This window comes from uncultured Methylovirgula sp. (assembly GCF_947646745.1).
Taxonomy (GTDB): Bacteria; Pseudomonadota; Alphaproteobacteria; order Rhizobiales; family Beijerinckiaceae; genus Methylovirgula.
Map to the genome: position 1 here is coordinate 19,107 of NZ_CANSHK010000039.1, position 11,710 is coordinate 30,816.

Annotated in this window: 15 protein-coding genes and 1 pseudogene; 2 read left to right on the forward strand and 14 right to left on the reverse strand. The window is 62.8% G+C overall.

Annotated features, from left to right (window positions below):
* Positions 1-11: 11 nt before the first annotated feature.
* Together clpS and Q0025_RS11895 are read right to left on the reverse strand one after the other, a co-directional pair.
* The gene (clpS, locus tag Q0025_RS11890) at positions 12-359 is read right to left on the reverse strand and encodes an ATP-dependent Clp protease adapter ClpS (protein WP_297299351.1); all 348 of its coding nucleotides are present in this window, start codon (positions 357-359) and stop codon (positions 12-14) included.
* 425 nt (positions 360-784) lie between these two features.
* The gene (locus Q0025_RS11895) at positions 785-1,147 is read right to left on the reverse strand and encodes a phasin family protein (protein ID WP_297299353.1); all 363 of its coding nucleotides are present in this window, start codon (positions 1,145-1,147) and stop codon (positions 785-787) included.
* A 322-nt stretch (positions 1,148-1,469) separates the two neighbouring features.
* On the opposite strand from Q0025_RS11895, the gene Q0025_RS11900 reads away from it, so the two are divergent.
* Positions 1,470-3,071 carry an SPOR domain-containing protein gene (locus tag Q0025_RS11900; protein WP_366939456.1) on the forward strand — a complete coding sequence of 534 codons (1,602 nt, stop codon included), beginning with the start codon at positions 1,470-1,472 and terminating at the stop codon, positions 3,069-3,071.
* A gap of 55 nt (positions 3,072-3,126) precedes the next feature.
* Here the strand turns inward: Q0025_RS11900 and Q0025_RS11905 are convergent, their stop codons facing one another.
* Entirely contained in the window at positions 3,127-3,840 is a 714-nt protein-coding gene (locus Q0025_RS11905; RefSeq protein ID WP_297299358.1) for a DnaJ domain-containing protein, read from the reverse strand.
* A gap of 99 nt (positions 3,841-3,939) precedes the next feature.
* Complete coding sequence (locus tag Q0025_RS11910; protein ID WP_297299361.1) at positions 3,940-4,344, reverse strand: DUF1489 domain-containing protein; 405 nt, start codon at positions 4,342-4,344, stop codon at positions 3,940-3,942.
* Between the two features lie 44 nt (positions 4,345-4,388).
* Between Q0025_RS11910 and Q0025_RS11915 the strand changes: the two genes are divergently transcribed.
* On the forward strand, positions 4,389-5,252 hold the full coding sequence (locus tag Q0025_RS11915) for a polyphosphate kinase 2 family protein (RefSeq protein WP_297299362.1): 864 nt from the start codon (positions 4,389-4,391) through the stop codon (positions 5,250-5,252).
* A 14-nt stretch (positions 5,253-5,266) separates the two neighbouring features.
* Here the strand turns inward: Q0025_RS11915 and Q0025_RS11920 are convergent, their stop codons facing one another.
* The 10 genes and pseudogenes from Q0025_RS11920 to Q0025_RS11965 all read right to left on the reverse strand — a co-directional run.
* The gene (locus Q0025_RS11920) at positions 5,267-5,965 is read right to left on the reverse strand and encodes a DUF1614 domain-containing protein (protein ID WP_297299364.1); all 699 of its coding nucleotides are present in this window, start codon (positions 5,963-5,965) and stop codon (positions 5,267-5,269) included.
* A 78-nt stretch (positions 5,966-6,043) separates the two neighbouring features.
* The gene (locus tag Q0025_RS11925; protein WP_297299366.1) at positions 6,044-6,697 is read right to left on the reverse strand and encodes a glutathione S-transferase family protein; all 654 of its coding nucleotides are present in this window, start codon (positions 6,695-6,697) and stop codon (positions 6,044-6,046) included.
* Between the two features lie 19 nt (positions 6,698-6,716).
* On the reverse strand, positions 6,717-7,553 hold the full coding sequence (locus Q0025_RS11930; protein ID WP_297299368.1) for a tetratricopeptide repeat protein: 837 nt from the start codon (positions 7,551-7,553) through the stop codon (positions 6,717-6,719).
* 117 nt (positions 7,554-7,670) lie between these two features.
* Positions 7,671-8,465, reverse strand: coding sequence for a YdcF family protein (locus Q0025_RS11935; RefSeq protein ID WP_297299371.1), 795 nt, complete (start codon positions 8,463-8,465; stop codon positions 7,671-7,673).
* Between the two features lie 23 nt (positions 8,466-8,488).
* A complete protein-coding gene (gene yacG / locus Q0025_RS11940) occupies positions 8,489-8,707 on the reverse strand; it encodes a DNA gyrase inhibitor YacG (protein WP_297299373.1) in 219 nt (72 codons plus the stop codon).
* A gap of 13 nt (positions 8,708-8,720) precedes the next feature.
* On the reverse strand, positions 8,721-9,359 hold the full coding sequence (locus Q0025_RS11945; RefSeq protein ID WP_297299374.1) for a Maf-like protein: 639 nt from the start codon (positions 9,357-9,359) through the stop codon (positions 8,721-8,723).
* A 14-nt stretch (positions 9,360-9,373) separates the two neighbouring features.
* Positions 9,374-9,592: a translation initiation factor IF-1 gene (gene infA / locus Q0025_RS11950; protein ID WP_297299377.1), complete on the reverse strand. Its 219-nt coding sequence runs from the start codon at positions 9,590-9,592 to the stop codon at positions 9,374-9,376.
* 106 nt (positions 9,593-9,698) lie between these two features.
* Positions 9,699-10,550 (reverse strand): phosphatidylcholine/phosphatidylserine synthase, encoded by an 852-nt coding sequence (locus tag Q0025_RS11955; RefSeq protein ID WP_297299378.1) that lies wholly within the window; start codon positions 10,548-10,550, stop codon positions 9,699-9,701.
* Between the two features lie 48 nt (positions 10,551-10,598).
* Entirely contained in the window at positions 10,599-11,297 is a 699-nt protein-coding gene (locus tag Q0025_RS11960; protein WP_297299381.1) for a phosphatidylserine decarboxylase, read from the reverse strand.
* Between the two features lie 37 nt (positions 11,298-11,334).
* A pseudogene (locus Q0025_RS11965) lies at positions 11,335-11,710 on the reverse strand (metal ABC transporter permease); the annotation flags it as partial.

The following is an 11,710-nucleotide window of genomic DNA, read 5'->3' on the forward strand; positions in this document are numbered from 1 at the left end:
GGCTCCGATCTCTATTTCTTTTCCATGATGCATTGCAGCGGATGCTGGTGCTTCCTGGCGTAGTCCATCACTTGGGTGACCTTCGTCTCAGCGACTTCGTAAGTGAAAACACCGCATTCGCCGACGCCATGCTGGTGGACATGGAGCATGATGCGCGTCGCCTCTTCCGGCCCTTTGTTGAAATATTTGCGCAGAACGACGACGACGAATTCCATCGGCGTGTAGTCGTCGTTGAGCAGCAGAACGCGATACATATTCGGACGTCGCGTCTGCGGTTTGGCACGTGTGATAACCGCGGTGCCACTTCCCGGTCCGGGGTCACCGCCTTTTTGTGCATCTTTGGCTGCCCGTAGCGGCATGCCCTCGCCTCCTGTCGCGCCAACTGGCACGGAGCCGCCGGAAGCTTCCCGACCGGCACCTCCGGTCAACGCATGATCATAACTCCGGTTCGCGGCGCTCGCCTAGGCGAAAACTGCGCCGCGATTGCCACTCTCAGCAATTATCTTGCCGACCTAGGCAAGATAGAGACAAAACGCGGCGATTCCAGAATAGCGCTGTCATTGCCGAGACAATTTATTTCGCTTTCGTGGCGATTCGGCAATTTTTACTCCGCAAATAAATTTTACGGCGCAACAAAAAAGGCTCGACATATGCCGAGCCTTGAACGCCCTTCCATGGGCATTTCGAAATGCAGCCCCGCGCGACACTCAGGGGGCGGCCGACGCGCACCGCCCGTGCGTCTGCGATTGAGCGACGCCCGACGCGACGCCCTTACTTGACGCCCTTACTTGGCGATCGGCGTCACGCTGCTGGCGACCGACTGAGCCTTGGCAATCGCGCTCTCGACCGGCTTGAACGCTTCCTTGGCGAGATTGGCGTAGAGCTCGCCGATCTTGGTCGTCTGGGCAACAAAACCCTCATAAGCGACCTTGGCATATTCGGATTGGATCTGGATCGCATTGTCGAGCGACTTGGCGCCGACCAGCTTCTCCAGATAGGCCGAGCTCGTCTCGAGCGAGCGCTTGGAATAATCGGTCGCTTCGGCCGCAATCGACTGGAAACCCTTGGCGAGGGACGCCGCCACCGAGCTCACCGCTTCGAGCTGTTCTTTGCCGAACTTTTGGAAGTCCTCAAAATTCGTCGCCATCTTTTGCTCCTTTGACTGACGCATATTGCAGCATTCCAAGCCAAAGGGGCTTCGCGTCGACTAAGCCCCGGCCCACAGCACCCGTATAGTGCGTCGCACAAATTGTGTCAAGATTTTTTTGCATCGCAGCATAACGATTCTCATCCTGGCACGCCAAATTGGAATTGTCTCGGCCGCCTTAACCCGCGGGTAACCGGAACATTTTAGCCTTATTCGACTGTTTGACAGGCCGGATCGGGCTCTTCTCGGCGGCCGAAGTCCTTGATGATAAAGGAATAGACGCGTGATGTTCGAGCGTGGCCTGGCGGGTCGTGGGCGCTCCGTGATCCTGATAAGTTTCGTCGCGTCGCTGCTGCCGGCGCTCGCCAGTCCGGCCGCGGCCCATCATCGCCACCATGGCTGGCATGTGGCCCATCATGTCCGGCACGCGCATTACCGCCTCGCCTTCCATCGCCGCCATTCCGGACGCCTTGCCGAGCGCGTCGCGGAAAGGACGGGATCATCGCGGCTGGCCGAAATCGTCGTCGACAGCAATTCCGGCCGCGTTCTCTACGCGCAGAATGAGAACGATCTCCGCCATCCGGCATCGATCACCAAAGTGATGACGCTCTATTTGCTCTTCAAGGAGCTCGACCGCGGGCGGCTGCACCTCAATTCGCGGCTCACGATCTCGGCGCATGCCGCAGCGCAGGCGCCGACGAAGCTCGGTCTGCGGCCAGGCCAGACGATCGACGTCGATGATGCGATCAAAGCCGTCGTCACCAAATCGGCCAACGACATTGCCGTCGCGATCGCTGAAGCCATCGGCGGGAGCGAAGAAAATTTCTGCGCCATGATGACCCGCGAAGCGCATGCGCTCGGCATGATGCACACGCATTATGCCGATGCCTCGGGCCTGCCGAACGACGCGCAGATCACGACCGCCGCGGATCTGGCCATCCTCGGCCGCGCCATTCAGGAGCGCTTCCCCCGCTATTATCATTATTTCTCGCTGGAAGAATTCGCCTATCACGGCCAGCGCATCCGCAACCATAATCACCTCCTCGGCCGCATTCCCGGCATGGACGGCATCAAAACCGGCTATACTCGCGCCTCCGGCTTCAACCTGCTGACTTCGGTGCACTACCGCGGCCGGGCGATCATCGCCGTCATCATCGGCGGCGCGACGGCGGCAAGCCGCGATCGCGCCATGGCCGCGCTCATCGGCCGCGAAATCAACGAAGCCTCGATCCGCCGCACTGCGCCGATGATCGCCGAGGTCGCGGAAGAGCGCGACACCCGTGCAGTGCGCGAAACCGCTTTGCACGAAAGCTCCGAGCGCGAAGCCGGGCCGGCGCCCGCCTCCTGGGCTGCCAAAGCGGAAGCGCTCGGCACCCCCGACGCCAACGATGTGCCCTTGCCGATCGCCCGGCCGCGCCCGGCCTATATTGCCAGTACGCCAGCCTCGAGCGACGACGTGACCACCGGCAGCGTCCATCGCGTTGCTTTCGATGGCTCGACCGAGCGGCCGGAAGCCTCGACGGCGACGCCTTCGAACCTGCATTGGGTCGTGGGTCCGGCGCCGGCTAAAATTGCCAATGCTGCCCCGGCGATCAGCGCCAGCGACCTCGCCGCCGCGGGCATCACCGTCAAGCCGACAGCCCATAAAGACGATGCGGAGAATGCGCCGCGCGCGCTGCCGCAGGGCTGGGTCATCCAGATCGGCGCGACCGACGATGCGGCGAAGGCCGCGGCGCTGCTTGCCCGCGCCAAGGCGCGCGGCCTCAGAACACTCGATGACGCGCAGGCTTTCACCCAAAAGGTACAGAAGGGCGATGCGACGCTCTATCGCGCGCGTTTTGCCGGCCTCGATGCCGACGACGCGCAAGCCGCTTGCCGCAGTTTGAAAAGATCCGGTTTCGCCTGCTTTGCAATGAAGAATTAGGGGAACGATTTTATCATCGTCCGCGACTGAAATCGTTTCGCGTTTCGCGTAGGAGTTAGTGGTGTCTGCGCATCAAAACGTCCTTGGCCTCGTTGACACGAGCGGCAAGATCCGTCGATCCCCCGTGGTCGGGATGCAGCTTCTTTATCAAGGACCGGTGCGAGCGCATGACGTCGTCGCGCGTCGCCCCTTTTTGAAGGCCCAGGACCTCATAAGCCTCATCCTCGGACATTATGCCCGGCCTGGCGCCCGCCTGCGCACGACGGCGCCGCGCGTCCGCACTCTCGTTTCGTGCCGCACGCCATCCGGGAAACCGGCGGTCCAGATAAGCCTCTAGCAGTCGTGCCCCGTCCGGATCGTCGCGCAAGCAGAGCGCGTGCAGCGCCTCGCATTGTTCGCGCGTCATATGAGCAAGCGACTTGCCTTCATCCGGGCCGGCCAAAACCGTGCCGCTAATCGTGCCGGAGATGTGGTCAACCTCCATCTCCACGACGGCCGAGCGCAGCCGCGACGTCGCTCCAGCGCCGAAGCCAAAACGGCCGCGCCGCGATCTCGCCGCGCTGACGAGAAGCCAGACGCCGATCGCGGCGAGAACGGCGGCCCCATCGGCGCTGCCGCGCAGAAGCGCAAACCCGGCGAGGAGCAGCACGATCAGGCTGCCGAAGCGCCGCAACGCCTGCGCAAGCGCGGCCGGATTGGCGCGGCTGAAGGCCCGCAACCCGTAAAGCGCCAGATAGAAGACCAAAAAACCCGCGAGAATATAAGGCATCCGCCCTGCCTGTTTGCATCCCTGTCTAAATTCCTACGCGCGCGCGTCGCGGGCAAGCGGCTTTACGCTGCTCGCAGGCATTTTATCGACGGCGCCCTGTCACAATAAGCCGAGCGCAGCGAGCTCGATGCGCAGGCTCTCCGGCATCTCGCCGGCGTCTTGGCTCGCCAAATCCGGCGGGCAATCCTTGGGCTGCAGATAGCGCCACCCCTGGAAGGCGCGAAACGGCCGCGGCATCACCCGCACGATCGTCGCGTCAAGGACCAGGCAGCAGCGGCCAATCCCGTCGCCATCGGTAAAGGGCTCGATCGCACTTAGGGCCTGGCGCGCAGCGATCTGGCCCTTGATGACCCAGTAGAGCGAGCCGCCGTCGAGCAAATCCTCGCTGCGCCGCGGCACCATGCGCGTCACGTGAAAGGGCGGCTTGCGCCGGGTTGCCTGAAAGGCCTCGAGGTCGGCGATCGTATCCGCGCCTACGCAAAGCTTGAGCAGATGAAGGGTCATGGCCGCAATATGACGGCGCCGCTCTGTCCGTGCTAGAAGCGGGGATGGACTATCGCAAGAAATTCATCGTCGCCACGGACGAAAAGCTGCGCCTCGCCGACATCGACCCGGACGATACGCAGGATCAAGGCTCGGACTCTGAGGCCGCGGACCTGACCGAACAGTACCGGCAAAAGCTCGCCGACATGCAAACCCTGCTTTATGCCGAGAACAAGCGGGCCTTGCTCATCGTGCTCCAGGCCATGGATGCCGGCGGCAAGGATGGGACCATATCGCATGTCATGCGGGCGATGAACCCGCAGGGCGTCAGCGTCTCGCGGTTCGAGGCGCCGACGCCGGAAGAGCGGGCGCACGATTTTCTGTGGCGCATTCACAGTAAAGTGCCGCGGCTGAGCCAGGTCGGCGTGTTCAATCGCTCGCATTACGAAGACGTGCTGATCAGCCGCGTCCATAAGGCGATCGACAAGGCAACCTGCAAATCACGCTACGCCCAGATTCGCGATTTCGAGGCCGAGCTTCTCGACAACGGCACGCATATTCTCAAATTCTTCCTGCATATCAGCAAGGAAGAGCAACTTGCCCGCTTCGCTCAAAGGCTCGAAGACCCGCACCGCAATTGGAAGATCAGCGAGGCGGATTATAAAGAGCGTGCGTTCTGGGATGACTATATGGATGCCTATGAGGAGGCGATGGGGGCGACGAGCACCAAGCACGCACCCTGGTTCGTCATCCCGTCAAACCACAAATGGTTTCGCAATCTGGCGATCTCGCAGATCGTCGCCGAAACGATGGCCGATTTCGGCATGAAATATCCGAAGCCCAGCGTCGATCTCGCCAAGATCCGCCGCGAGTACCATGCCGCCGCTGTCGCGGAAGCGAATGGGAAGAAGAAAAAGCTCAAAGGCTAGCCGCCGCGCGGCTCTCAAGCCCGCTGGTAGCGCGGCCCGGTGATGCTTGCGAGCAAGACGGCGAGCACGCCGGTCAGGAAAATTCCGTCGAAGGTCCCTGCCCCGCCGATCGAGGCGACGGGCGCGCCGAGGGTGGCGACCTTGCTGAGATTGGACAGATCGGCGCCGATCAGCACGCCAAGACTGCCGCTGACATAGGCGAGCGGGCCGGCATAGCGGCGCGACAGCAGCACCGCGACGACGGCGGTCACGATCGGCGGCACGAAGATCGGCAGAGCGATGCCGACGCCATGCACGGGCGTCGCCATTTGATGGGTGATGATGGCGACGATTGCCGTGCCGATCGCGCCCAGCACCCAAAGATCGTATTTCGTCAGGATGTAAAGCGACAGAAGAACCGGAATGACGCAGCCGCCGACGTTGACGGCAACGACCGTACCCTGCCATTCGGCCACCGGCACGATATAATGCACACCGAAGAAATCGACCTCCTGGTCCGAAACGACCGGACGGCCGTGCAGCCAGAACAGAGGAATGTTGACATAGCTGCCCGCCAGTGAGGCGAAGAGCATGAACAAGGCTGCCGGGGAACTGATTCCCGCGCGGGTGTAGGCGAACATCAGGGCGCGGACTTCGACCCAGATGACGAGCAGAACGAAAATGCCGCCGAGGAGGATGAAGAACGGCAGCGACAACGGCCAATAATGCATCATCGTCCGTCTCCCCTGCCGCGCGGGCGCTGCAACCGTGCTGGATGAACCGGAAAGCGGTCCGCTTTCCGGCCCGATGTCCTAAGCCACTTCGTATTTGGCGATGCGCCAGCTTTCCGCCGCCGCGCCCTTCTGCCAATCCTGATAGGCCGGCAGCGCCATCACAAGATCCATATAAGCGCGGCTTTCGGCGCTCACCGGCACGTCGTAGACATGAAGCCGGTTGACGACCGGTGCGAACATCGCATCGGCGGCACAGAAGCCGCCGAAGAGGAAGTCGCCGCCGGTGCCGAACCTTTCGCGCGCATCCGACCATGCGGCCTCGATCCGCACCACGTCGGCAACGACCTCCGGCGTCAGATCGCGGCGTTTCGCGGCGCGGCGCATATTCATCGGCAGATGCGTGCGCAGCGCTTGGAAGCCCGAATGCATTTCCGCGGAAAGCGAACGCGCCACTGCGCGCGCCGCCTTCTCGCGCGGCCAGATCGGCAAATCCGGAAATTGCTCGGCCAGATATTCGATGATCGCAAGCGAATCCCAGACCGTAAGATCGCCATCGAGCAACGCCGGGCAGCGCGCCGATGGCGAATAGTTCAGGATGTCGGTCCGCGTCGTCTCCTGGCCGAGGCCGATCACGATCTCATCAAACGGAATCGCGAAATGCCGCATCAGGATGAACGGGCGCAGCGACCAGGAAGAATAAGCCTTATTGGCAAGGACGAGCGTGAACGACAAACGAGGCCTCGTGCGATGTTCAGGGATTTTGCCCGAGAGCCTTGAGCTCAGCGACGGCGGCGGTCTTCTCGTCCACCGAATTGAAGCAGACATCGACCGCGTGATTGAACAATTCGATCGCCTCGTTCTTGTCGCCTTCGCTGAGCGACAGTTCGCCGGCATAGAAGCCGACATCGCACATCCGCGCCTTCGAGACTTTGATATCGACATGTTGCGCCGCCATGACGACGTCATGCGGCGTCATCTGCCCCTCGTAGAGCAGCAGCAAAGGCGCGGGCCACGCCGTCATGTTCAATTGCGTCGAGGCCTTGGCAAGATCGGGCGAAGCCTTGGCGCCGAGGCGGCGCTTCGTCAGTTCAAGCCAGAGCTGCGAATAGGCATCGCCCGGATCGAGCGCGACCGCCTGCCGGAAATCCGCCTCGGCCTTGTCCTTGGCGCCACTCAGAAATTGCGCGATGCCCCGCCCCTTGTAAGAGAGTGCGTGCTTCGCATCGAGCTTGATCGCCTGATCATACGTCGCGATCGCCTTGGCGTAATCGGTCTTCGCCAGATAGGCCTTGCCGAGATTGTTGTAGGCATGGACATAGCCGGGCTCGAGAGCGGTGGCCTCGGTCCAGGCCTTGATCGCATTGTCGAGATCGTTTTTGGCGTAATAGCCGATGCCAAGAAGGAAGGCGGCGACGGCGCGGTCATGCGTGTCGACCGTCTTATCGTCGGCAATTTTGCTGCAACCGCTGATTGTCAGATTGGCGTCGCCTTGCTGCTGGCAATGCTGGACATCGAGCGGATCGACCGCAAAGGCCGGCGCCGTTGAAAACGCGAGCGGGATAAGCGCCACCAACCAACGAAAACGCATGAGACTTCCTTCCCCTATGGCGCCGCGGGCCGGCCGCGGCTTGTTGTGTTTCAGCTTGAAAATCAAGGCGGATTTATTGGCTTACGCCGCGCTGCGCAAGTTGCTTTTCGGCCATGTTTAGGGCGCCGGAAACCAGGCATCGGTTTTGCCGGTCAGATGATAGGCGGCAAGTCCAATCCATTCGTGCAGCGCATATTGGAACATAACAAGCCCGGCCGTGCCGAGGTTGAGCCACGAATAGTCGCGGGTGTCCCCCAGCGTCATATAGTCGGTTGGATAGGCAATGACGTGGTAGCCGAGCTTGCGGAAAACCCCCATCGCGCGGGGAATATGCCAAGCCGCAGTGACGATAAGGAACGTCTCCTGCGGCTTCGGCCCGATCAGCGCCCGGGTGAAGAGTGCATTTTCCCAGGTGTTGCGCGACTTCGTCTCGAACGTCATGCGCGCCGGATCGATGCCCAATTCGGTCCAGAGTTCGCGCACCCCGGCCGCCTCGTCGGCGCCGCTCGGGTGCAGGCTCGACGAGCCGCCGGTGAAAATGAGCCGCGAGGTCGGGAAGCGGCGGGCGAGGACCGCCCCTTCGGTCACCCGGCCGCCGAGCGCCATCAAGACCGGCTCGTGCCGCGATTGGGTGAGATCTTCGTCGAGCGCGCCGCCCAGGACGATGATTCCCGCCGGTGCAGGCATGTTCGCGGCAGGGAGCGGAAAACGGTCCTCGATCGGCCGCAACAGGGATGGGCCGAGCGGCGAAAAACTCACGATCCCGAACAGCAAGAGCGACGCGATGCACAGGCGGCGCCCCAGGCGGGGCCGCGGGCTGAAGCTCAACAGCACGCCGACCAAACCCAAAATCAGCAGAAAATTGAACGGCTCGACGAGCGCCCAGAGCAATTTCGAGATGACGAAAAACATGGCGCTCCCGCGGGCCGAACGTCCTAGCCCTGTTCAGGCCCCGGTTCATCTAGCGCGGAATCCTCGGGCTCGTCATCCGGCCGCACCGGCACGGCATAGGCGCCGCTCAACCAGCGATGCAGGTCGATATCGGCGCAACGGCGCGAGCAAAACGGCCGCTCGGCCTCGCTTGCGGGTTTGCCGCAAATCGGGCACCGGCGCGCTTTCCTCGATTGGCCCTGGTCTTCGGCCTTCTGCTGCATGGCACGCGGTCACTCAAACGCGATTGAGCCAGAAGAAATGGGCCGGGAACCCTTCGCCGGCAAGCAAGGACAGGCTCTCATAGAGCGGCAGGCCGACGACCCCGGTATAGGAGCCGACGAGCTTGACGACGAAGGCCCCCGCCAGCCCCTGGATGGCGTAGCCGCCGGCCTTGCCGCGCCATTCGCCCGAGGCAAGGTAGGCCTCGATCTCATCCGAGGAAAGCCGTTTGAAGCGCACCCGCGTTTCGACCAGGCGGCGGCGCCGGCCGCCCTTCGGCGTGATCAGCGTGATGGCGGTATAGACGCGATGCACGCGGCCCGAAAGCAGTCGCAGGCATTGCGCCGCCTCGTCCACCACTTCGCATTTGGGGAGGATGCGGCGTCCGACCGCGACCACCGTATCGGCGGCGAGCAGAAAGGCGCCTTCGAGTTCCGGCTGCTTCGCGGCGGTTTTCGCGGCAGCCTCGGCCTTTTCGGCGGCAAGCCGTACGGCCAGGGCGCGTGGCAGCTCACCGCGATTGGGCGCTTCGTCAAGATCGGCGGGGATCAAGGCGTCGGGGTCGAGCCCGATCTGCTGCAGGAGTTCGAGCCGGCGCGCCGAGGCTGAAGCCAGGATCAGCTTGGGCCGCCAGGGTTTGCTTTCGCCGCTCACGGCCGCCGCCCGGATTATTTGAAGCGATAGGTGATGCGACCCTTGGTGAGGTCGTAAGGGGTCATTTCGACAAGGACCTTGTCGCCGGTCAAGACGCGAATGCGGTTCTTGCGCATCTTGCCCGCCGTGTGAGCGATGATCTCGTGGTCGTTCTCGAGCTTGACCCGGAAGGTCGCATTCGGGAGCAATTCGACGATAACGCCTGGAAACTCAAGTAATTCTTCTTTCGACATTTGATTCCTTCTGCTGAAGTCCGCCGCCGCGGCTTCACGATGCCAGGCGGCGCGGACCCTAATCGAGAACGGCTGATTTGTGAACTGCCGCGGTCGCTCTGTACACTTAGGCTTTGGCCGCGTCCTGCGCCAGGAAGGCCCGATATTTGAGCACCGCAAAGGGAATGGTCGCGAGATAAAGCAGGCTGGCGGCGGCCAAGACTTCCATGGGGAACGTCGCAAGCAGCAAGACCACGGCGGCGATGGCGAACAGGACGACGATCACGTATTCGCTCGGCACGCGGCCGATCTTCTTCACCGAGAAATGCGGAATCCGGCTCGCCATCAGGAATGCGACGAACAGCACATAGGCAATCTCGAAGGGCGCTAGGGCGCGTGTCGGCGGCAGGCCCAGAAATGAAAAATTGAGATAGAGCGGCAAGAGCCCGAGGATGGCGCCGGCCGGCGCCGGCATGCCGGTGAAAAAATGCCGCTCCCAGGCCGGCCGGTCCGGCGCGTCGAGCGAGACGTTGAAACGGGCGAGCCGCAGCGCGCAGGCGATGGCGAAGACGAGCGCCGCGAACCAGCCGAGGCTCTTCATCTGATGCAGGTTCCAAAGATAGAGGATGAGCCCCGGCGCAACGCCGAAATCGACGAAGTCGGCGAGCGAATCGAGCTCCGCCCCGAATCGCGTGGCGCCGCGCAGCGCCCGCGCCAGGCGGCCGTCGAGGCCATCGAGCACCGCGGCGATGATGACGACGAGAACGGCGATCTGGAACTGTCCTTCGATAGCGAAGCGGATGCCCGTCAGCCCCATCGACAAGGCAAGCAGCGTGACGAGATTGGGCAGGATGATGCGCAGCGGCACAGGCCCGATCCGGCGGCCGCGCACGAGGCCGAGCCGGCGCTCGCCGGGGTGCGGACGGTCGGGCTGCGCCTCCGCATGAACGGAAAATCTTCGCGGCAAAGGATCGCTCATCGGCCCTTCATAGAGCAAAGCGCGGGCGAGAGAAACGCGCTTGGCTTTTCAGCCGGTCCTGAAAAGCCGCGCCAGCTGGACCGCGTCGAAATCGGCCAGGATCGTCTCACCGGCGATGGCGCGCATCCCCGTCGCCACCAAAACCCGTGCGCCGTGCGGCAGATAGACGTCGACACGCGAGCCGAAACGGATCAGGCCGAAGCGCTCCCCGGCATCGACGCTGTCGCCTTGCGAAACGAAGCAGACGATCCGCCGCGCGATCAGGCCCGCGATCTGAACGACGCCGATGCGTCCGGCCGATGTGTCGATCACGAGCCCATTGCGCTCATTGTCCTCGCTCGCCTTGTCGAGATCGGCGTTGATGAAAAGGCCGGGCCGATAGGCGATCTTGGCGATGCGTCCGTTCATCGGCGCGCGGTTCACATGCACATCGAAGACCGACATGAAGACCGAGATGCGCAGCATCGGCTCGGGGCCGAGCCCCAATTCCGGCGGCGGCACGGCTGGCCCGACCGCCGAAATCATGCCGTCTGCCGGCGAGACGACGATATCCTCCGCCAGCGGCGTCACGCGGACCGGATCGCGGAAAAAATAGGCGCACCAGATCGTCAGCACCAGGCCGATCCAAAACAAAGGATCGAAAATCCAGCCCGCGACCAATGTGATCACCGCGAAAATCGCGATGAAAATATAGCCTTCGGGATGGATCGGCGGGATCTGCTTGCGGATCGAATCGAGGACGCTCATGGGCTGAAGTCTCGTGATGAAGGGGCGCCGCAACGACTTATCCCAGCGCGACGTCTTCGTCATCCTCGGCGTAGGAGCGAGGCTCGATCTCGGCCGTTACGCCGGCGTGCAGTAAAGCGTGCTCCTCTTCGGCGGCGCGGCGCAACACCTCCTCGGCGCGGCGCACCTCGTTCTGCCGGTTCCACATTGCAGCATAGATGCCGCCTTGCGCCAGCAGCGCGGCATGCGCGCCGCGCTCGACGATGCGGCCCTGGTCGAGCACCAGAATCTCGTCGGCATTCACCACCGTCGAAAGCCGATGCGCGATGACGAGCGTGGTGCGGCCCTTCGAGACACGATCGAGCGCGTCCTGAATCTCGCGTTCCGTGAAGCTATCGAGCGCCGAGGTCGCCTCGTCGAGGACGAGGATCGGC